12 protein-coding genes and 4 pseudogenes are annotated in these 21,989 nt (G+C 65.7%); 4 read left to right on the plus strand and 12 right to left on the minus strand.

Features of this window, described 5'->3' with window-relative positions; translation table 11 throughout:
• Positions 1-123: 123 nt before the first annotated feature.
• From ABD374_RS08215 to ABD374_RS08245, 7 genes and pseudogenes are all read right to left on the minus strand, one after another.
• The gene (locus ABD374_RS08215) at positions 124-699 is read right to left on the minus strand and encodes a transposase (RefSeq protein ID WP_344492985.1); all 576 of its coding nucleotides are present in this window, start codon (positions 697-699) and stop codon (positions 124-126) included.
• Positions 696-1,211, minus strand: a complete 516-nt coding sequence (locus tag ABD374_RS08220) for a winged helix-turn-helix domain-containing protein (RefSeq protein WP_344492987.1) — start codon at positions 1,209-1,211, stop codon at positions 696-698. The genes ABD374_RS08215 and ABD374_RS08220 overlap by 4 nt, the downstream gene beginning before the upstream one ends.
• Before the next feature lie 68 nt (positions 1,212-1,279).
• Entirely contained in the window at positions 1,280-1,576 is a 297-nt protein-coding gene (locus ABD374_RS08225) for a hypothetical protein (protein WP_344492989.1), read from the minus strand.
• Positions 1,577-1,643: 67 nt separating this feature from the next.
• A complete protein-coding gene (locus tag ABD374_RS08230; protein WP_344492991.1) occupies positions 1,644-2,513 on the minus strand; it encodes an IS5 family transposase in 870 nt (289 codons plus the stop codon).
• Positions 2,514-2,896: 383 nt separating this feature from the next.
• The gene (locus ABD374_RS08235) at positions 2,897-3,355 is read right to left on the minus strand and encodes a hypothetical protein (RefSeq protein WP_344492993.1); all 459 of its coding nucleotides are present in this window, start codon (positions 3,353-3,355) and stop codon (positions 2,897-2,899) included.
• 727 nt (positions 3,356-4,082) lie between these two features.
• Positions 4,083-4,943, minus strand: a pseudogene (locus ABD374_RS08240) (ABC transporter permease); the annotation flags it as partial.
• Positions 4,944-5,020: 77 nt separating this feature from the next.
• A complete protein-coding gene (locus ABD374_RS08245; RefSeq protein WP_344492995.1) occupies positions 5,021-5,740 on the minus strand; it encodes an IS6 family transposase in 720 nt (239 codons plus the stop codon).
• On the opposite strand from ABD374_RS08245, the pseudogene ABD374_RS34545 reads away from it, so the two are divergent.
• Together ABD374_RS34545 and ABD374_RS08250 are read left to right on the plus strand one after the other, a co-directional pair.
• A pseudogene (locus tag ABD374_RS34545) lies at positions 5,688-6,281 on the plus strand (IS3 family transposase); the annotation flags it as partial. The gene ABD374_RS08245 and the pseudogene ABD374_RS34545 sit on opposite strands and share 53 nt — an antisense overlap.
• A 232-nt stretch (positions 6,282-6,513) precedes the next feature.
• Positions 6,514-6,744: a hypothetical protein gene (locus ABD374_RS08250; protein WP_344492997.1), complete on the plus strand. Its 231-nt coding sequence runs from the start codon at positions 6,514-6,516 to the stop codon at positions 6,742-6,744.
• Between the two features lie 21 nt (positions 6,745-6,765).
• On the opposite strand, the gene ABD374_RS08255 is transcribed toward ABD374_RS08250, so the two are convergent.
• Complete coding sequence (locus tag ABD374_RS08255) at positions 6,766-8,364, minus strand: IS4 family transposase (RefSeq protein WP_344492999.1); 1,599 nt, start codon at positions 8,362-8,364, stop codon at positions 6,766-6,768.
• A 136-nt stretch (positions 8,365-8,500) separates the two neighbouring features.
• On the opposite strand from ABD374_RS08255, the pseudogene ABD374_RS08260 reads away from it, so the two are divergent.
• Positions 8,501-8,695: pseudogene (locus tag ABD374_RS08260) on the plus strand (integrase core domain-containing protein); the annotation flags it as partial.
• A gap of 151 nt (positions 8,696-8,846) precedes the next feature.
• Here ABD374_RS08260 and ABD374_RS08265 read toward each other — a convergent pair.
• The 3 genes from ABD374_RS08265 to ABD374_RS08275 form a co-directional block, all read right to left on the minus strand.
• A complete protein-coding gene (locus ABD374_RS08265) occupies positions 8,847-9,083 on the minus strand; it encodes a hypothetical protein (RefSeq protein ID WP_344493001.1) in 237 nt (78 codons plus the stop codon).
• Entirely contained in the window at positions 9,080-15,541 is a 6,462-nt protein-coding gene (locus tag ABD374_RS08270) for an RHS repeat domain-containing protein (RefSeq protein WP_344493003.1), read from the minus strand. The genes ABD374_RS08265 and ABD374_RS08270 overlap by 4 nt, the downstream gene beginning before the upstream one ends.
• A gap of 112 nt (positions 15,542-15,653) precedes the next feature.
• On the minus strand, positions 15,654-19,280 hold the full coding sequence (locus ABD374_RS08275; RefSeq protein WP_344493007.1) for a LamG-like jellyroll fold domain-containing protein: 3,627 nt from the start codon (positions 19,278-19,280) through the stop codon (positions 15,654-15,656).
• A 704-nt stretch (positions 19,281-19,984) separates the two neighbouring features.
• Between ABD374_RS08275 and ABD374_RS08280 the strand changes: the two are divergent.
• Positions 19,985-21,005: pseudogene (locus ABD374_RS08280) on the plus strand (IS5 family transposase).
• 154 nt (positions 21,006-21,159) lie between these two features.
• Here ABD374_RS08280 and ABD374_RS08285 read toward each other — a convergent pair.
• The gene (locus ABD374_RS08285; protein ID WP_344493005.1) at positions 21,160-21,759 is read right to left on the minus strand and encodes a hypothetical protein; all 600 of its coding nucleotides are present in this window, start codon (positions 21,757-21,759) and stop codon (positions 21,160-21,162) included.
• Between the last annotated feature and the right edge of the window lie 230 nt (positions 21,760-21,989).

A 21,989-nucleotide genomic window follows, 5' to 3' on the forward strand; every position in this document is an offset into this window, starting at 1 on the left:
ACCCAGAGCAATCCGGTCCGACAACCGTCCACCCGACGACTTCACCTGCCCAGGCCTTGGCACACCACATCCAACGACCAACACCACCCAAAGTCACCGGTATTGGGACTACTGATCTTTTCGTTAGTTCTGTGGAGTTGGTGGGTGGATGGTTAGGCCGGTGTGGGCGAGGAAGGACCAGGGCAGTTGCGGGTTGTGGTTGATCCGGTGGATGCCCTGTTCGGTGGCGTCGGCGACATCGGCGAGATGGTCGCCGGCGAGGTTGGCAAGTTCACGCTTCTTGAGCGAGGACCACAGCAGCTCCACCGGGTTGAGCTCGGGCGCGTAGGCGGGTAATCGCTCCAGGGTCAGCCAGTCCTGCTCGGCGACCCAGGCCCGCATCGCCCGGCTCCAATGAGCGGACAGTCCGTCCCAGACCAGGACCACCCGCTCGCCGCGGTAGAACACCTTCATCTGCTCCAGGACCTCGATGAGTCCGGCGGTGTCGTAGCTACCGGGTTTGAGGTGGAAGCACAGGCGAGGACCTCGATCGGGGTCGGTGGAGTGGAATCCCAGGGCCCCGGCCATCGACGCGCGCTTCCAGTTCAGCCGGTGCCGCAGGAGAGGTGTACGGCCGCGGGGCGCGTAGGTGCGGCGGACCTGCGGCAGCAGCGACACTCCTGATTCGTCGAGGAACACGATCCAGGCACGTGTGTTCACGGCCCTTTTTTGATGCGCGGCCACTCGTGGGTGATCCAGCGAGCGATCTCGGACTCGTCTCTTTCGACTGCCCGCCGCTCAGGCCGCTGCAGACTCCATCCGAGTCGGCTGGTCAGCAGCCGCCACACCGAGGCCTTCGACAGCGTCACCCCTGTCACCCGGCTGACGACCGCACCGACTCGTTCCAGGGTCCACAGATCGGCCTCGAAGCCATGGGCCTGGGCGCCTTGTTCCAGCGCGGCCCGGACCACCTCGACCTGGAGGTCGTCCAACTTGGGCCGGCGACCGGGAGCCGGCCGCCGCCGCAACCCTTCGGCCCCGTCTCTCTCCCACACCCGCCTCCATCTGCGGACGCTCTCCGCATGCACCCCCACCATCCGCGCGATCTCTGTCGTCCCCCGCCCCTCCACGAACAACTCGACCGCCCGAACACGACGAGCCTCCGCCAACTGCGGCCGAGACAACGGAGGAACAGAAGAGCCAGCCGCAGAGGAGGAAGGTCGGTAAGCCATCCCCACAGCCTCCCACCCACAAGCCCACCACACCCACTGAACCTACGAAAAGATCAGTAGGCCGTGTTTTAGGAAGCGCGGGCGGCCAGCCATGTGGTGAGGTCGCCCGTGACCCGATCGATGCTGGTCTCGGTGGCGACTTCGTGCTCGCGCCGGGTGGTGTCGCGGCGGACGATCTCGTAGCCGCCTTCATCCAGTACGGCGACGGAGGCGAACCAGGCGGGGTCGTTCTCCTCGGGCTGGATGACAACGAAGGTGTTGTCCTTGCCGTTCAGATCGCTGATGAGCATGAACAAGACGTTCTCGGACGGGGCGTCGACGTGGTCGCCGTTCTCGCTGTCCGCGCAGTAGTAGTCGGCGGCCACGGGTCCTCCCCTTTGCGTGTGCTGCTCGTTTCCGGTGGTCAGGATGGCACGCCCCGGCGGCCGTGGTTCACAGCCACTGGCCGATCGCCGCGACGTGAACGGCCGCTTCGAACCGCACGGCGAGCTTGTCGTATCTGGTCGCAACGGCCCGGTGCTGCTTGAGCCGACTGATCCCGCACTCCACCGCGTGACGTGCCTTGTAATCGTCCCGGTCGAAAGCCGGCGGGCGGCCACCATCGCGCCCGCGGCGCTTGCGATTGCGTATCTGGTCGGCCGGCTCCGGGATCGTGCACCGGATCCCGCGTCTGCGCAGGTAGGCCCGGTTGGCGCGGGAGGAGTACGCCTTGTCTCCCCGCACCCGCAGCGGTCTGCGTCTGGGGCGCCCACCGCCGGGCTTGGGCACCCGGATGGCTTCCAGGACCGGCTCGACCTGCGGGCTGTCGCCCCGCTGACCTGCCGTGACCAGCAGCGCCAGCGGCTTCTGACCCTGCTCGCACGCCAGATGGATCTTCGTGGTGAACCCTCCCCTCGATCTGCCCAGCCCGTGATCGTCCGGCTCGGTGGTGATCCCGCCGGGCGGTTCCTTCTGCCCGGCCCCGTTGCGGCGGGCGCCGGCCGCGTGCTGGTGCGCACGGCAGACCGTGGAATCGACGTTGACCTCCCAGGCGATCAGCCCGGCCGCATCCGCCCTCGCCTGCAACAACGTCAGCAGCCGGGCCCACACCCCCTGCCGCTGCCACCTGCGGAACAGTCCGTAAACGGTCTGCCAGGGCCCGTACTCACACGGCAGATCCCGCCACGGGACACCGGTACGCACCCGCCACCGCACGCCGTCCACCAACCGCCGCCGACCCGGCGACCTGCGGCCCACACCCGCCGCAGGCAGCAACGACTCCAGCACCGACCACTGCTCATCAGAAAGATCCCCACGCCCCACACCATGATCATCACGGCATGAGGCGCGGACCGGAACCCCGACCTAAAACACGGCCTAGGACGGTCTCGGGTGCGCCGAGCCGGACCTGGAAATCCGTCACCGGGGTGCCCGGCACGGGCCGGGTGGCGATAGATCCGCCCTGGTCGGCGGCGGTCTCCATGTTCCAACCGTTGGCCGAGCGGGCCCCGGTGAGGAGTCGCTCGTTACGGGCCTCGGCCCGCGTGACGCCCTCGCGGACGGCCTTGGGGAAGGTGTAGTCCCGCGGCCCGGCGGCGTAGGCCGGGGAGGCCAGTGCCTGCGAGTGCGGGAGAGTGCCGCTGCGGCGGCGGCGACGGCACGCAGCAGGAAGCCTCTGCGGGACAACGGGGAAGCAGAGGTGGCGCTCACGTGTTCCTCTTCTCGGGATGCTCGGGTGGGGTGGGGCGGCGGTGTTCGGCAACGCCAAGCAGAGCGAGCGTCACCGCGATCACTGCACAGCCCGTCATCACGGGCGTAAGAAAGTCAGGGACGGCCGCCGTGTACGAACCACCTGACGTCAGGCGGCAGTCGAGGGCGGGTGGCAGGTAGGACACGCTGTAGCTGCTCACCTGTCCGTACAGCGCGAGGTTCGCGTCCTGGCAGGCCTGGGTGGTGCCGCTCTCGTCGAGGAAGAGCGACACCAGGCCCCAGGCGTAGGCGACTGCGGCGAGGGCTCCGGCGAGCGCGGCACCGCCGCGTGCCACGGCCCCCAGGCCGCCCCTGCCGATCGCCGAGAAGCCGTATCCGACGAGACCGAAGGCGGTCACGGCGGCGATGACGATGCCGAGCAGCAGGGGCAGGGCGGCGGGATACGAGGAGGTCATGGTGGCCATCTCACCCGCCGGCGAGCTGCCGGACAAGGTTGTTGTACTTCTCGAAGATGTGGTAGAGCCCCATCCGCTTGGCGGCGTCGGTCTCGGCCTGGTCGCCCCAACCCTGGTAGCGGCGGATGATCTCGAAGATCTCACCCTCGGTGTAGTTCAGGCTCATGGCGCGCAGGGTGGTCTCACCGGCCGGCGGGTTCTTGCCGCCGGGCTTGCCCGCGACGCCCCACAGGTGGATCAGCGGCACGGTCCGCATAGTGAAGGCGTTGTCCTTATTGACCTTCTGCCACATCGCCCAAATATCGGCGTCCTTGGCCGGATCGGTGCGGGTGCCGGTGACGAAGCCCTTGTCGATGCAGTGGTTCCAGGCGCGGATGCCGACCTCGCCGCTGATCTGTCCGATGCCGGTCGAGGAGTCCTTGACGATGCCGATGCCGTTGAGGTGGTACGAAGCGACCTGGTGGTCCACGCCCTGGTCGATCAGGTCGTAGTGCCGCATCTCCCAGTACGTGGAGGTCTGGATCAGCGCCTTGCGCATGCTATACGTACGGGACAGCTGGGTGGTCTGTGCGTCGTACGACATGATCGTCTCGAAGCACTGGGTGTGAGTGAAGAGGCGGGCGTCGGTGCCGGTGCCGCCGTCGTCCTCGAAGCCGATGCTGCGCATGTAGCGGCTGAGGTCGTCGTGCAGCGCGTTGAGGAAGGAGCCGTCGAAGGCGACGTCGGTCGCGACGATGCCCGGGTGCAGCACTGGCGTCCAATCACTGGCAACGGCAACCGCGACGACGGTGATCGTGCCGAGGGAGGCGCCGATCAGGCCTCCGAGGCAGCCCAAGGTCGCGGATTCGGCGAGGAACTGGAAGGTGACGTGCCGGGTGCGGGCCCCCAGCGCGCGGCGCAGCCCGATCTCGCCGGTGCGCTCCAGAACGGCGACGAGAGTGGTGTTGGCGATGCCGATTGTGCCAATGAACAGGCATATGGCTGCGAGGAGCAGGAACAGTTGGTCGAGATCTGCGGTGACGTTCCCGCGTAGCGTTTTGGGGTCGGGTGGTGGTATGGCTTTGAAGTATTCGGGATGAGAGCGCGAGAGGGCCAATGCCACTTCGGCAGCGACCTGTGGTGCCGCTCCCAGGCGGGTGGAGATAAACATCTTGGCATCGTTCTTCGGGCTGCCCCACAGCTCCTGGGCCGTAGAACGCGGGATCACCACCGACATGAGTAGATCGGCCTTGCGCTCGACATCCTCGACGATTCCAATGACGGTGAACCCCCGGTCGCCGATGAAGACGGCCGGCTGAGTATCCAGGGTCGTGATGCCCAGGCGGGAGGCCATGCCACTGCCGATCACGGTTACGCGCTGCTTGCTGGCGTCGTGCCAGCGGTCGTAGAGCCGGCCCTGCGACAGCGGGGGATCGGCGGCTTCAAGGACTCCGGAGGAAGCGGCGACGACCTGGAGTGCTGTTCCGTTGGTCGCGTTTCCAACGGGCGTGGACCGTACCGAGGTGTTCTCACCCAACCGCACCGTCCAGTAGACACCGGCGTGCCGTACCCCGTTGAGGCGTGCCACACGCTCGTCGGCATCGGCCGGGCGCTGTCACGTTGTTGGGTGTGTGCGTGCCTGACGGCGCGTCGGGGCGTGGTGGGGCCGGGTTCCGGCTTTCGTGCTCAGGCCGCGGTAGGCAGGGTAGTGGCGCCGGTGATCTGGTCCCAGACGGCGAAGCGGACGGTCATCTCGGCTCGGTGATCGGAGGCGGTCATCAGGTGGCGGCGGGGACGGAAGTGGGGTGAGATGCTGCTGAACGCGGACAGGAACCGCTGGGCTGCGCCGACGGAGCGGAAGCCCTTCATGGCGCGTTCGCGTTGTCTTGTCGGCTGGTGGCTGTTCTCGGCCCGGTTGTTCAGGCCCTTGTGCGAGCGGTGCCCGACGGAGGGCATGACCTCGCGGTGGACCGCGCCGTAGGAACGGAGCTTGTCGGTAATGATCACCCGCGGCACCGAACACGTCTTCTTCAGCAGTTTGCGGAAGAACCGTCCGGCCGCAGCGGTGTCCCGCCGGCTCTGGACCAGGATGTCGAGCACGGTGCTGTCCTGGTCGACGGCCCGCCACAGGTACTTCTGCTCCCCGTTGACCTTCACGAAGACCTCGTCCAGGTGCCACTTGTCCCCGGCCCGGGGCCGCCTCCGGCGCAGGCCGTCGGCATAGACCTGCCCGAACTTCGCACACCAGCGACGGACGGTCTCGCGGGAGACGAGCACACCGCGCCCGGGCATCAGCTCCTCGACCTCGCGGAAGCTGAGTGGGAAGCGGCAGTACAGCCACACACAGTGGGAGATGATCCCAGCCGGGTACCGGTGCCCCTTGCACGACGGCGGTGCACTGTCCACGGACGACCCCTCCCAACGTGACCAACCAGAAAATCATCCCACCCGGTCAGCCAACGTGACAGTGCCTCCGGCAGGACCAGGTCGACGCCGGTGCCCGGCCGGGGACTACGACGGAGGAGTCGGCCGAGCTGAAGCGGCTGAAGAAGGAGAACGCCGAGCTGAAGCGGGCCAACGAGATTCTCAAAGCCGCGGCGTCTTTCTTCGCGGCCGAGCTCGACCGGCCACACACACGCTCGTAGCGTTCATCGACGAGCACAAGGGCCGCTTCGGCGGCGTCGAGCCGATCTGCCGGGTCCTCACCGAGCACTCCTGCAAGATCGCCCCCTCCACCTACTACGCCCACCACAAACGCCAGGCCGCACCTGCGGCCCGCACCGTCCGCGACGCCGTGCTGAAGCCCCTGGTCCAGGAGGCTTACGACACGAACTACCGCGTCTACGGCGCCAGAAAGATCTGGCGGCACCTGAACCGCCAAGGCCATCCCGTGGCCCGCTGCACCGTCGAACGCCTCATGCGTGAACTCGGTATCGCCGGAGCCGTCCGCGGCAAAAGGGTGATCACCACGATCCCGGATCCGGCCGCGCCCAGGGCTCCGGACCTGTTCGACCGCAACTTCGTCGCCGACGCACCGAACCGCTGCTGGGTCGCGGACTTCACCCACGTGGCGACTTGGACCGGCGTCGTCTACGTCGCCTTCGTCGTGGACACCTCCTCCCGCCGCATCGTCGGCGGCCACCACGAAGGAGACCCGGCTCGTCCTGGACGCGCTGGAGATGGCCCCTTGGCAACGCGATCGCAATCAACATCAACACGCCCATGTGCGAGGCGAGTTGATACATTATTCGGATGCCGGGTCGCAGTACACCTCGTTCAAACTGGCCGAACATCTTGACGTCGCCAACATCGCGGCGAGCATCGGCTCGGTCGGGGACGCCCTGGACAACGCCCTGATGGAATCGACGATCGGTCTCTACAAACAATGCCGCGGAGTTAAGCCGTCCTGAGTGACGTCAAGTTGATCACCTTCACTTGGTGGGGGCCAGCCATTCGGGGGCGATCCGATATCTCCCTCGCCCTTCCCGGATCAGCATGGTCTGCTCGGCCCACTGGTTGATCTGTGTGCACAGGCTGCGGTACTTCGCCCTCACCGTGATGCCGAGGGCCTTGCTGATCTCAACGGTTCGCCAGGCTCGTCCTGGTTCGGCGCGTAGGAGACGAAGGGTGCGTTCTCTGAAGCCCAGGTCATCGGGCTCGGTCTTGTCACGCCGGCAGACGGCTACGTGCACGGAGGTGATCCGCTGGCTCTTTCTGGGGCGTTTCTGGGAGGCCACGGTGTACTGCGAGATTGGGCACTTCACGAGCCGGGTGCTGATGCGTGCCCGACGCGGTGGCAGCAGCGCGCCGAGTACGGCCTGCGTGATGCCGCCTTGGCCATCGCCGGGTTCGAGTACCGCGCGCGCGGAGATCACCTGTTCTGCCGCCGCGCGGAGGGCGATGGTGAAGCTGGCGCGGTCCGGGTCTGTCCCCGGCCGGGACTCGACCGCGTCCACCATGGCGCGGCGAAGACTCTGGTAGACGATCAGTAGCGCCCATAGTTCCTGCTCAAGGCCCGCAGGGTCACCGGAGCGCAGAACCCGACCGGCAAAGAGCGTGTCCTTGAGCGCGAGGAAGGTCAGTTCGATCTCCCATCGCTCGTGGTAGAGCGCAACCAACCGGTCGGCCGGATCGGTCTGGTGGTCAAGCAGCGTCGTCGCCAGCCGGTAACGGTCGGCGGCGCGGCTCCCGTCGGCGCAGTTCGCTGTCACGTCGGCCTCGATGATCCGGAAGGTGCGGCCACGCAGCCGGGTCAGGTAGGAACCATCCGGCAGTACGGAGATCACAGCCGGGCGACGGCGGTAGGTGAGCCGTGCCAGGAGCTGGGCGCCGGTGTCAGCAACGTCGTTCAAGAACTCGTCGCCGGAGAAGTTCCGGTCGGTGAGCAACAGCATGCTTCCATCCAGCAGCGGCAGCAGCTTCCTGGCATATCCGGGCTCACCTGTGCTCGTTGGCCCGAATACGGCCCCGAGCAGACCGCGGGTGCCGGTCTCGCACAGAGCCATAAGTCGGACGTGCGGGTATCCCTCCACGCCTCGGTGGCGGCGGGTCTTCCCCAAAATTTTGCGGATCCGGAGGGTGTCGGGAGCCTGCAGCGAGCTGCAGCCGTCGAAGGCGACCGTGCGCCATCGCCGGTAACTTACTCCGGGTGTCGAAGGACGGGCGAGCGGGCCGGCGACAGTCTCGAACAGCTTCTGGAACGGAGCCGTACCCAAGCGGCGCCGCACCTCGCGCAGCGCCTTCTCCGAAGGGACTTTCGAGACCAGGGCCCACACTCCGGCAATCAGGTTGCTCCAGACGCGCAAATATCCAGCCTCCGGGAAGAGGCACATCGCCAGGACGAAGTACACCCCCACGCGAGAGGGGATGAGGCGCAGCCTGTGCTGAACTGCCCTGGTCCGTTCCAGCACGTCGTCGACCAGTTCGAAGGGAAGGACCTGGGTGAGCTCCCCCAGGTGTCCGGGCGCGAAGACGCCCGAGGCGACGGTGATGCTATGTGTCACCGTCGTGGTGGCAGACTGGTCTGGCAACGGGACCTCCGCTCAGCATGGTGAAGACTTTGGTCGGCTTCATCTCTGTAGCAGAGGTCCCGTTCCTCATGGACGCCCGTGGCCGGAAGGTGATCAACTTGACGCCACCCAGGACGGCTTAACTCCGCGGCATTGGCTCTACAAGACCGAGCTGATCAAGCCCCAGCGACCCTGGCGGTCACTGCCCCAGGTTGAGCTGGCCACCGCCGAGTGGGTCGACTGGTACAACCACAGCCGCTTCCACGGTGAGATAGGGCACATCCCACCCGTCGAGTACGAAGCAAACCACTACCTCAACACCACGAAACCCCAGGTCACGCACAACATCTGAGATCCCTACCAAACCCGGAACGGTTCACGGCCGAATTGTCCATGCCGTTCACACCCCTCTCATCTGCGACTACACAGAATGAAAGAGCCTCAGCGAATACGAAACGACCCGCCAGGGCAAACCGGTGGCGGGTCGTAACGCGATACCGAGGCTAGCGGTCACCCAGCAATTTCTCGCTGAACAGTTGCACAATCTCGGGTTCACTCCAATATGGATGGCCCGCACCTGGGCGGTACATAGCCAACCCCTCACCGAGGCTCTCGAAAAGGTCAGAATCCAGGAAGTGCTCCACCAGGATATCCTCCATTCGATTCACGAGATTCATGGATCGATCCTCGCCGTCCACGAACCGTTGAGCCATTTCCTTCAATTCGTGCAGTGCTGTCACGGCAGCTCCACATGTTTTGGAATCATTACTGTCACTACATGATTTGGATCGCTTCCACTAACAGCGACGAACGGCTTCCCGGGAAGATGGGTGGCGCGAACCTGAATAGTATCACGCACTGGATCGTATTTGACCTTATTGGCGTTATCCAGAATGTGGTCGATTACGTCAAGCGATGTCGGCGGCCTTCCCGGGCCGCTGCCTGCTACGCGCTCGGCCGCATGGTCGCTGAGCGTGCGACCCCCCGGCGTTTTGAGCTTAGGTATGTGGAGGTTATTCTCCTGGCGATATGCCCAGCCTCTACGGTAAACCGCCACGCCTCCAGCGGTTGCCCCACTGGCCGCAACAGCGCCAGTAGTGCCTCCGCCACCCGCTATAGCTTCTGAGGCCACTTCGGCGCAGACGATGGCTGCTACGAGGCAGGATTCACCTACGGCCACAATCACGGGTGCAGCAATAACTGCAACTGCGACGGCAGTTATGACCCCAAGCACGATTTTCTGCCACGTAGCCAGTGGTGGGCGCGCGGGCAAGTCGTTGGCACTGGCGTCGTAGTGGGGGTTCGTACCCATGGCCCAGCAGCTACGGCACTGACTGCCGCCTGGCCGCTTGGGGCCAACCTTCAGTACGGGGCGTTCAAATTTTACTGTTGTCCCGCCATTCCTGGCAGTCCCGCTATTCCTGGTATAGGAGACGGTGCTGGCGACGGTGTAAGTGTGGTGCTGGTAGGTGTAGGTGCTTTGTGTGTGGGTGTACCAGCCCCAGGACCAGCCGCCGTTTCCTGTATAAGTCCAGGTCTCGTACTTCGGTTCCCCCTTCTTTGTCTTTCCGACCACGCAGCTACCTGATCCGCCGCAGGCACCTTCGGGGCGCAAGCCTGTGGGGTCGGAGAGGGTGACGGGGGTGTTGTTGGCGTAGGCGTAGCCGTTGAGAGATTCGTGGTCTTCGGGGGCGAAGATGGGATCGACGCTGAGGAAGCGGCCGATGGCGGAATCGTACTCGCGGGCACCGATGTGGGTGAGGCCGGTGGCAGTGTCGGCGGGTTTGCCGAGGAATCCCTTGTCGTCGGGCCAGCTGGTGGGGTTGGTGCCGCGGTTTTCACCGAAGGGCTTGGTGTAACGGTGGGTGACCTTCTGAGTGGCGGCGTCGACGGTCATTGACGCGGTGCCGTGATGGTCGTCAATGATCCAGTTGAGACCGGTGTTGGTACGCAGGGCAGTACCGTCGCCGGCGCTGTAGTAGCGCTGGCCGCTGAACTTCTTGGTCGCCGCGTCGTAGTGGAGTTCTTGTCCTCCGGGAAGGTAGAGGACGGTGTTGTTGGTGCCGCGGCGGATGAGGAGACTGCCGCTGGCGTCGTAGAGGTAGTCGGTGGTGGTGGCGCCTTCGGTTGTCTTGGCGAGCTTGCCCTCAGCGTTGTAGGTGAGATTTTGGACTGCTGTTGGGCCGGGGCGCTGGGTGGTGCGGCCGAGTTCGTCGTACTCGTAGGTGTTGCTTTTGGTGCCGGTGGTGGTGCTGGTGAGGGTGTGGGGCTGTCCGGCACCGGTGGTGCTGACCGGGGGGTAGGTGTAGTTGGTGGTGCTGTCACCGCTGGCTGCGTGGACCGTCTGGGTGTCGCGCAGGCCGCCGGTCTTGTAGGTCCAGCTGTTCCAGTAGGGGGCGGGGCCGCCGAGCTGGGTTGCGGAACGGGTCTGGGCGCAGTCGCCGGAGGCGGGGGTCCAGGCTTCGGTGAGGCGGCGGTGACCGTCGTAGGCGAAGCACTGGGCGTCGTCGGTACCGGCCTTGTTGATGACCGAGGTGACGTTGCCGCTGGGGTCGTAGGTGTAGTCGGTGTCGCTGGTGTAGCCGGTGTTGGTCTGATCGAGAGTGTGGGTGTTGGTCAGGCGGCGAGTGCCTTCCTCGTAGCGATTGAGGATCTGCAGTTGTTTGGCGGTGGTCGAGGTGCCCAGGAGGGTTTCCTCGACTTCGCCGAGCGGGGAGTAGCCGACCGAGCGAACGTAGTCCATGGAGCCCTGGACGCCTGTGGGCATGCCGAGGGGGTTGTAGTTGTAGGCAACCGTTTCGATGGGTAGGCCGCCGACGGCGGGCAGGACCGTGTTCTGGACGGTGCCGTCCCAGTTGTAGGCGGTGGAGGTGGTGAACGTCTGCGGTGCGCCGGCTTCGACCAGGGGGTCGGTGGCGGCGAGCACGGTCTTGACCGAGGTCGGCTTGTAGAGGGCGTCGTAGCCGGTGATCTGGCTGGCGTAAATCTTTCCGGTGGTGCCGCCGACGTAGCGGATCGCGGAACTTGGCAGACCCTTGGCTACGGTGTCGTAGGTGTACTTCGTCAGCTGGTGGGCGTTGTCCTTGGTGCCGTCCCAGGTGCCGATGGTGCGGCCGAGGTCGTCATAGTCGTAGATCAACGTCTTGGACTGGCCGTCTACGGTGGTCGTGGTGGTGAGGACCTGGTCGGCGTCGTTGTAGGTCGAGGCGGTCTTGCCTTTGTCGGGGTCGGTGGTCTCGACGGCGCGGCCGCGCACGTCGTAGGTGTAGGTCCACTTGGCGTTGTCGGGACCGGTGATGGTCGCGATCTCGCCGCGCGGGGTGTAGGTGTATTTGGTGGTGGTGTAGTCGCTGCCGGTCGGGTCAGGGCCGGCGTACTCACGCCGCTCGATGGTCTTGCCCTGAGCATTGGCGATGGTCATGGTGCCCATGCCGCCGGGGGCCGCGGTGTTCGCGACCCTGTCCCCCTGGTGGGCGGTGCTGGTACGCCACTTCTCCTGGTTGTAGACCTTGAAGACGGAGGTGGTGGGGCGTCCGGCGCCGTCGTAGACGGTCTCAGTGGATGCCGGGGTGGAGCCGGGCAGGGTGTTGGCCAGGGCGCCGGTGGGGGTAGCAGTGTCGTGGATGTCGGCGTTCGTGAGGTAGCCGAGCCCGCGGTCGTCGTAGAGCGTTTCGGAGATCACCCGCCCGCCGTTGGCTGCGGGGCTCTGCTGCTGGCGGGGCCGCAGCATGGCGTCATAGATCTGGTAGGCGCTGTTGTAGGCGGTGCCGTCGGCCTTGAGGACGTCGGTCCGGACCGAGGATGCCTTGTCCTTGGTGATGCTGTAGGCGTAGCGGATGCTGGCGGTGTCCCCGAGAGGGCGGGAGCGGTTGGGCTTCCAGACCGCACTGACGCGGCCGAGAGAGTCGTAGGTCCACTCAGTGGTCTTGCCATTGGTGTCGGTGGACTTGGTGGTGGCTCCCCATGCGGGGTCGCTGTCGGTGGTGGTGGTGAAGCCCTTGGGGTCGGTGACGACCGTTTTGGTCAGCGGCCCGTACCCGGTGTCGTCCGGGGTGTAGTCAGTTCTGGTCGTACGGTTGAGGGCATCAGTGGTGGCTGTGCTCCGGCCGAGAGTGTCGAAGACGGTGGCTCTGGCCTTCTGGTAGTCGGGCTTGCCCAGGGTGTAGCCGGAGACGCGGTAGGTAGCGGTGGCGTCGCCCTTGGTCGGGGCGGTGCCAACGGTCTGGTTGTCGTAGGCGACGGTGGTGTCGGTGAGAGAGTCCTTGGGCAAGCTGGGCGTGGTACCGCAGGCCACCGCGTAGGACTCCACGCGGGAGGGGGTGTCTACGATCCATGCCTGGGTATTGCGGGCGTAACTGGTGGTGGTGCAGGTCTCGTCACCGGTCTTGTCGGTGTCGCCTTGGTCGTTGACCCGGGTGGGCATGCCGTAGGTGGTGTCGTATTCGGTGGTCGCTTTCACCGTTCGGGTGCCACTGGCAGTGGCCTGCCGGGCGCGGACGGTACCGGACTGTACGAACCAGGCTTCGGTGGTGCCCCAGGAGTAGGCGTGGGAGGCGGTGCGGTGCGACCAGGGGTCGTTGATGGTGCCGCCGACCTCGTCAGTGCCGTTGTAGGTGATGGTTTCGCGGACAAACCCGGCGTACTGGCGGGAATCCTCGATGGTGGTGCCGGTGGAGTCGGTGACCTTTTCGTCGCGGGCGGTGCCGGCCGCCAGTTTTTTGTCGCCGTCCAGGCCGCGCATGTAGAGGGAGACGGTCTTGCCGCGGGGGCCGGTGGTGTCGCCGGCAGTGGTGGTGACCTTGGGGTAGCCGCGCCACTGGGACCAGGTGCGGTATTTCTCCTTGCTCAGCCCCTCATCGTCGGCGTAGGCCCAGCCTGCCCCGCCGTCGTAGGTGTAGTAACTCTCCTGAGGTTCGCCGGCTCCCGTGGTGTCGTACTGCGTGACCGACGTGATGACGTACTTGTGGAACCAGTCCAGTTCCGGGGTGGCGCCGGACTGCGAGTAGTAGACGGGGAAACAGCGCAGGTTGTTGTCGTCGGCGGCGGCGGGCATCTTGGTGCCGCGGATGCACTGGGGGTCGGAGTAGTTGACCTCGATCTTCGCCCCGGTCTCGGAGGTGATGGTGCGGATCCTGTGCTTGATGTAGCGCAGGGTGTCACCGCCGCCCTCGACGTGGTTGGGCATCTGGACGCTGCCGAAGGTGACCGAGGGCATGGCGAGGTCGTCGGCGTCCGCTCCGGCCTTCCCCCTGGCAGTGATCGAGGTGAGCCACAGGCTGGGCGAGGAGGCGTCGCCGGTGTCGGGGAAGGAGTGGTTGAAGGTCCAGTTGTCGATGTTGCGGTAGGCGGCGCTTCCGGTGTCCCACACGTAGGTGTTCATGTAGGCCATGCGGTAGCGCGTGAAGAAGGAGGGGCCGGTGAGGCCGGTGCAGGCTTTGCCGTCGCCGCAGATCTGGTCGAAGGGGACGTCGGGCCAGTTCTGCTTGGTGTCCTCGGTGAGGCTGGTGCAACCGTTGGTGACGACGCACCGTTGTGCGTAGTTGAAGGTGACGCGCTGAGCGGCCTTCTGGTCGAAGAGGTGGCCCTCGCGCTGGCCGTATTCGACACGCTTGAGGTAACCGCCGCGCACGTACTGAGTACCGGGGTCGGCGATACCGGACTTGGCGTAGTTGTTGGTTTCCTTGCCGTACCAGTGGCTCATGGCGTTGCCGTGGGTGTCGACGACGTAGTCGAGGTTCCACTTCCATGCCTGGGTGCACTCGGAGGCGTTGAAGTCGGTGCCGTGGCAGGGCTCACCGGTGTTGTTGCCGAAGACTGGGGCCGTCCAGGTCGAGTCGGTGACCGGGTCGTCGGCGGCGGTGCCGTTGTCGCTCCAGCCGGGCAGCTTGTGCTTGCCGAAGTAGTACTGGGTTCCGTCCGGGGTGGTGACCTTCCAGTACTCACCGTTGTTGTCACCGTTGGACGCGCCGACCAGGTGCTCGACCTTGGAGGCGTCGTCACCCTTCAGACGCCAGGTACCTCCGGCAGCCTCGGACTTTGCGGCTGTGGTGCAGGCCGTGGTGGTATCGCAGTCGTTGACGAGCTCAGTCGCCTTGCCATTGAGGACAAGGGTGGCGTTGGCATACTTCCAGCACAGGTCTCCCTTGCCGGATTGCCCGTCGTCCTTGCAGGTGGCGTATTTGCGCTCGATGTAGGACTCGGTGAAGGAGAAGCCCTCACCGACGACGGAGGTCTGGTTGTTCTCTGCCGCGGTGCGGCCGTCAACGCTCGCTGAGTTGTAGGCCAGGGACAGGCTGGGCCCCGGGCCGGTGCTGGGCGGCATCCGCAGCGGGTAATTCCAGTTGAAATCACCCGTGCTGCCACCGGCCTCCCACGTCGCGGAAGGGCCCAGTGGTGTGGCGCCGAAGTCACCACCACCGCCGGAAGCACTTGCTGTCGCGGCGAGCAGCATGGGCTGGGCGGAGGTCAGCGCGGTGGGCTGGAAGTCCGCGGTCAGGGTCTGCTCGACGGGGTTGTTGGTGGAGGCCAGGGGCTTGTGAGTGAGGCAGGACGGCTTGTCCGGTGTGGTCAGTGCACAGGCCGGGAGCTGTATCAGTTTGAGACGGGTGCCGTAGGAGCCGCCATAGGCATCGGAGAAGGAGCTGTAGTCAAGGGAGAAGCGCAGCTTCCCACCGGTACTCAGCTTTTTCTCGGGTGACAGGGCAAGGAGGACACCGTTGACACCGGCCTTCTGCGCGGCTTTGCGGTCGTGCAGGCGGACCTTCACCGCTCCCTTGACCGCTGTGGCGCTGTCGGATGCCTTCGCGGCGGCACGGCGTGATGCAGGTGCGGGCACAAGGGTGATGGGCAGGCCGCCGGCCTGGTGCTTCACCTGCTTGCCGGTGCCCAGGCTGAGCGAGGCGCTTCCCGCCTTGGGCCAGCGAGTCTTGTCCAGCCGCTCCCGGGTCTTACGGGCGGCCGGCGCGGCCTGGTCCTTGGGGGTGGCGTGCTTTTTCGCCGTGAACGGCAGAACCTTGTCGATCTTCGGCTTGGGCGGATCGGGGAACTCCCGGGCCGCGGCTTCAGCGGTGGGGGCGAAGTCGTATCCGGTCGGCACGATGAGCTGGGGGACGAGTGCGAGCGAAACTGCTAGCGCACCGCGTCCCAGCCAGCGGCGCAGGTCGGCGCGAGGCCGCCCGCCGCGTGATGCGGGGGTCATAACTTTCCTTGTTTCGGTTGCCAGTCCGCCTGTTGCGGCGGTCGATAGGGAAGTCCGCTGGTGGCCGGGCACCCCGCAGGGCATCCGGCCACCAGCGGACGGGAAGGATCGTTTACTGTTCGGCGCCGTACAGGTCGCCGATCATGGAGCCGTCCATGGCGCCGGCCCACACCCGCAGGTCGGCGACGTGGCCAGGGAAGTAGCGGGAAGTGGCTCCGTCGACCAGTGCCCGGCCGACCTGGAGCTTGCCACTGCCTTGCCAGGGGGTGTTGAAGGCGACACCCGTGCTCCCGCTCATCTGGGCGGTGTCCACGTACAGGAAGAGCGCGCCATGCTCTGTCGTGCCGTCAGTTTCGGTTTCCTGCTGGGCGTCATAGACCGCGGTCAGGCGCACCCATGTGTCCTTCTCGGCGACGGCGGACTGGGCAGAGGCCCAGGTTGGGCTGGTGCCGTCCTTGCCGGGGCGGCCGAACTTCCACTTTCCGGCGGTGGAGCCGGCTGGCTGCTCGTACCAGACACCCCATGAGGACTGGGTCTGCCCGGCCTGGCCGAAGACCTGCACGGCATAGCTCTTGGACGTGTCGGACAGCTTGCTGCCATCCAGCCGCGCCCAGGCTGTGACAGTGAAGGAACCGGTGTCATCGACGAGGGGCCCGGTGACCGAGGCGTAGGAACTGGTGCCGTTGAGTGCCATCACCTGCCGTACTGGCAGGCCGAGTTCGGCGTTCTCCGCATCAGCTGGGTCCGCCCCCAGGGAGGCGCCGGTCAGCGTCATGGTCCGGGCGTAGCCGGAGGTGTCGGTGATGTTGGTGCCTGATGCGGCGGTGGCGTCCCAGTGACCGACCTTGCCGACGATCGGATCGCCTGCGGTCTCGTCGCTGGCGTCCTCGTCCTCCGTACGTGCGGCCTGCATGATTTCTGTGTCCGCCAGAGCACGCGACCAGGTGTTGACCTCATCGATGGAGCCGTTGAAGAAGTCGGTGTAGGTGTCCCGCCACAGCACGCGGCCAACCTGCAGCCCTCCGGTCGCCCGCCAGGCCGAGGGAGCGGCATCAGAGCCTTGAAGTTGCCCATTGACGTAGAGGCGGATCTGCTGATCGGCTGCGTCGTAGACGCCCGCCAGGTGTGTCCATACCCCCAGGGTGGCCGGCTGCTTGGCCACCACCCCTTGGTCCGACAGGTTTCCCGTCTCGTCATCCTTGGGCGACGAGCGCATCGTCCAGGTCTTCTCCGATTCCTGATAAGAGAGGTAGAAGCCGCTGTAGAAGGACCCGTTGAGGCCCAGGACCGTATGGGTGCCGCCGCTGCCCGGAGTCACACGGGCCCACGCCGCAACTGTGTAGGACTTTGATGTGTCGATCGGCGGGGCGCTGGTGGCGGCGTAGGCGCTCGTGCCGTTGGTCTTCAGCGCATGCGAACCGGCACGCTCCAAGGTGGTGTAGGCGGCGGAGCCGCCGGTGGTCAGCGGGTGCTGGGTGGCGGTGGTGGTGTCGGCTCCGCTGTTGTCCAGGTGCCATGTTCCTGAAGGGGGCTGTGCTCCGGCCACCTTGAAGCTGTAGTAGCCAGTCAGGGACGAGTGTCCGGCGGCGTCGTAGGCCCAGACGCGCAGCGTGTTCTCGCCCGCCTGGTCCGGGGTGATCGTGCCGGTCCATGACTTGCCCGTGGACACCGGCTTCGCACCGGAGAGGGCGCCGCTGTTGAGGCGGTATCGGAAGGAGGTGACATCAGAGTCGATCGCCGGTGTCGCCGTGTTGGTGTCGGCGGCAGTGAAGGTGAACTTACCGGCCAGCCCCACCTCACCGGCAGCTGGATAGGTGTCCGCCGGCTTGTACAGCCCGTCCGCGCTTGTGATTTTCGGCTTGGGCGGGGAGTCGGTGTCCACCTTGAAGTAACACCATGAAGTCCAGTCGGAGTACAGCGTCCCGGTAGCCCCGCGGTCCGTACTGTAGTAAGCCTGAGTGCGGGCCCGTACTCGGTACTGAACATTCTTCTCAAGCATGGCAGCGCCAGTGCTGGTAGACACGTCCGCGTCACGTACGGAGTTGTCGGTCACCCAGGTGCTGCTGGGATCGACAACTCCCCATGCCTTGCTGGTGGCGGCTTCCTTCCACACCTCGAACTGGGCGCGCAGCTGAGAGTTGGTGCCGTCACTGGACTGCACGGTGGCGACGACCCTCGGCGTGGTATCGCTAGTCGTGAACGGCTCCTGCCAGCGCTCACACGCCCGCCCGGTCGTGCCCTCGCGCACACCCGTACTGGTCGGCATGGAAGGCTTGGAGACGTAGGTGACCGAGAGCTTCGCGTCGTCACGGAAACGCGCCCAGGAGGCCGTGGAGGATTCGTCGGCGGCGGTCAGCGAGAAGGTGATCTGAGACCGCTGATCGTCGGCGTGCGACTGCACGGTGGGGGTGAGGTTCTCGTTTGTCTCATCGCCCACGTTGTCACTGAACCGCACCCAGTCCGCCGGCTGGGAGGGACTGCACAGCGACCCACGCCCGTAAGCAACATACCGGTCACCCATCAGGTCCTTGGCGACCGGGCGCGAAGACCAGGTGGTGGAGGAGGAGATGCCCCGGTCGACCAGACTCAGGTTGTACCAGTGCGGATCACAGGTGAAGGTCCACGCCTGGTACACCTCGAACGTGGCGTCCAGGATCTTCTTCCCGTGCAGCTTGGCCAGCGGGTACTCGAAGTACATGCGCTGCGTGTACGGGGTGTAAGAGCACAGGTAGCCAGCGTAGTCCTTGCAGTAACCCACCCCCTCATCACCGTCCCACTCCCAGTACCGGCCGCCCTTGGAGGACACCGCGGTCCAGTCCGCACGGGTCAGGCCCGTGGTGGGCGGGTCGATGAACACCGGGAAGACAGTGTTCTCACCACGCAGCAAGGCCAAATCCGGCTTGATCTGCAGGGCGTTGCTGGTGACATCCACCGCCACCGCGGCAATCGCGTCGCCTGCGCTGGGTGCTACGGCCGGGTCATTGCTGCCACCGTTATCAGGTCGCTGCTCGTCCGCCGCCACCGTCTGCACAGCGGCGGTGCGCATCGCCGCGGCCGACAGCTGGTCGCCGGCGGAGTCCCACATGCGCGCTCCGGGCCCTTCGAAGACCTTGGCCCCGTTCTCATCCACGAACCGCAGACCACCATCGTGGCCGGGCAGCGCCTCGACACCGTCCGTTTCGACGGACAGCCTCAGCTCCTCCAGACCTGGATGCGCAGCAGCCTCGGCCGTGTTGACGATCAGAACCTGGGTGAAGCCAGTCGCTGTGGCAGACAGTTTCAAGTCGACGTCCGGCAGCACGTCCGCGTAGGTCGCGGAGTTGCCCTCCACACGGGGAGTCGGCAGGGCAGCGGGCCAGTGCAGCGCCAACTTCTTGTCGTCCTTGGACAGGCTGACCATACTGTCGTTCCCGCCGGCGGAGAACTCCACTGCGGTCGTGGTCGACTTGGCCCGGACCCGGCCGTCTCCGCCCCGCTCCAAGGTCGTGTCAATCGGTGCCCACGTGCCGTCCGTCTGACGCGCACGCACCGGAGCGGCGTTCGTCTCCTGTGTGAACGTCCCATCAGGATTGGCGAAAACCTGGGACGACTCCGTGCGCTGCGCCGACACCTCCACCCGCTCGCCCGTCTCCGCCGCCTGGAGCGCCGCCCGTGATTCCGGGGAGACCGGCTGGCTGTCAGCCGAAGCCGCCGCAGGCGCGAGCGGTTGCGCGAAAGCCGGCCCGCCCAAGGCAGGCACCCCAATGAGAACCGCTGACGCTGCAGTCAGCGCACACACTCTGTGACGCGCACGGCGCCACACCCCACCACTCACAGACCCGCCCCAACCTTTACATGCCACTTACACAATTCCGCCAAATATCAACGGCACGTACAGACCAGTCAAGAGTGACCCACATCACTCTCGCGCAAAATTGCATACGCAACTGATGGGTAATCATTCCCCGATCGCCCCAGCAGGTCGCCCGACCGGCAAGGCGTGCCAAGGGGATGCATGATGAGGTCAAGTTGCGTATCTTTAAACCAAATATGAGTTTTATTTCCGGCGAGGATTGCCTCGCCTCGAAATTTCTTCCCTCAAGGCGTTGCTTTGCGCAAGTAGAGAGCAAAGCGATTTAGGGTTTTGCCAAACGAGCGGGTCTTCCAAGTTTTTCGTAGGCGTTGATCGGTTGCGTGGTTTCAGCCTGGCCGGATAGCTCAGTGCGGCAGGGTGGTGGCGCGTGACGTCGAGTTGACTGACCTGTTGGCGCGCCTGTCATCGGTGCTGGTCGAAACGGTGGAGACAGGCGGAGCCCTGGTCAGGATCACGGTCCGTACCCAGGACGGGGTGCCGGTGGACTGTCCCGGCTGCGGGCGATCCTCGAACTAGGGCCTGTTTGGAGTCGCGATCTCTGTCCCGGTTATCGCTTCCGGCAACCATGCTCGAACTGGTAGATCCTTCGTGTGCTTCGACGTGAATTGAGCGATTCCGACTGGGAGTTGATCGGTCCTCACCTGCCGATCGGGCAGTACGGCCCCTATCCGGAGCACCTGCGCGATCAGTTGGAGGGGATCATCTGGCGGTTCCGTACTGGCAGCCCGTGGCGGGACGTGCCGGAGGCGTTCGGCTCGTGGTCCACGGTCTACGACCGGTTCGCCCAGTGACGCGATGCCGGGGTGTTCGCCGCCGTGATGGAGGCCGTGATCGCCGAGGCAGCCCGCCGCGGGCAGGCGGACTTGTCCCTGGTCAGCGTGGACTCCACCACCGCCCGCGCCCACCATGACGCGGCCGGAATGGTCGTAGACGAGGAGGTCCTTGTCGCCTTGGAGAAGGCCCCCGAGGCCGAAAAAGGGGCACGCGAAAGGCGCGAAAGCGGCGCAAGGAGCAGGCTGCAGCCGAAGCCGAGGAGGTGACCCCAGCCGAGGAGGCCGAGCCCGATCCGGAGCGCGAGGAGCGCCGCCGACGCCGGGCGCGATTGAAGGCGGCAGCCCTGGGCCGCTCTCGCGGCGGCCTGACCACCACAAGGTTCACCTGTCGGCCGACCGGCGCTGCCGTCCGCTGTCGTTCGTGCTCACCCCTGGGCAGGCCGCCGACAGCCCGCAGTTTTCCGCCGTGCTGGCCAGGGTGCGGGTCCGCGGGCCGGTCGGACGTCCGCGCACCCAGCCCGGCGCCGTGGCCGGCGACAAGGCGTACTCCTCCCAAGCCAACCGCGCCCACCTGCGGAAACGGAAAATCAAGGCGGTGATCCCAGAGAAGGCGGACCAGGCGGCCAACCGGCAGAAGAAGGGCGCGAGGGGCGGGCGCCCGGTCTCGCACGACGCCGAGTTGTACAAGGAGCGCAACACCGTGGAGCGGTGCATCAACAAGATCAAGGACTGGAGGGGGCTGGCCACGCGTTTCGACAAGAGGCCCGACAGCTACATGGCGGGGCTTGAGCTGCGCGGCGCGGTCATCTGGTTGCGCAGCCTCCACCCCGCCACATGATTACTCCTCTGAGCAGGCCCAGTAGTCGATGGCTGTAGCAGGTCACGTCTTCGCATCGCCGACTCGACCGACGAACGAGATACCTCATGACCGGCGGCGGCCAATATGGCAACCACCTCCCGTTGCCACACCCGGGGCGCTGGAGTCTTTCCGCTCAGCGAAGACCGAGCTTCTCGCGTTCAGCTTCGATCAACTCCTCCATGAGTTCCTCCGGGTCCACCGCATACTCGGCGTCATCGCGGGCGTCATAGTCCTGGGTGCTTAGCGGTAGGACAAGCTCGGCGAGTTCGGCGGCCACTTGTGTGAACGCGATTCGCTTGTCGGGCTCGTCCTGGTACCTTGCCTGCTCGGCAGCAGCGGCCCCCTCGGTCAGGGTGAGGCCGGCCAGGCCCCAAAAGGTGAACTCGGTGTCCAGCTCTATGAGGTGCCAGGCACGGTCTGTGGGTTCGTCGGGGTGCAGCCAGTAGCCGATCCACCCCTTTCCGCCCTTCGCCACGAGCTTGACGTACTTGGCCATCTCCGCGGCTCCGGCGTTGACGGCCTGCATCTCCGGGTCCGCGAGTTCCTTTTCGCTCAGATAGCTGGTGTCCAGGAGCGGGTGGACCTCTCCCGCCTCGAAGAAGTCGAGGTCGAGAAGGCGGGTGAAGTCGGTGCGGCCTTCCCACTGCGCCACCAGCAGCACGCGCAGATCGTCGGGTATTGGACGGCCGTCCAGCCGCTCGCGGGAGAACTCGGCGAGCCGTTCGTCGTACATACGCCCTCTCCAGAAGTCGAAGCAAGATCCTCGCGTCAACGTAACAGCGGTGTCTGACAAGAGGTTGGGTATGCCGGTGACTGCCGACCACCCCCGTGATCCGGACTCAGAACAGCTCCTAGTAGCAATACCGGTGACTTTGGGTGGTGTTGGTCGTTGGATGTGGTGTGCCAAGGCCTGGGCAGGTGAAGTCGTCGGGTGGACGGTTGTCGGACCGGATTGCTCTGGGT

The organism is Streptomyces enissocaesilis (assembly GCF_039533765.1).
GTDB classification, from domain to species: domain Bacteria; phylum Actinomycetota; class Actinomycetes; order Streptomycetales; family Streptomycetaceae; genus Streptomyces; species Streptomyces enissocaesilis.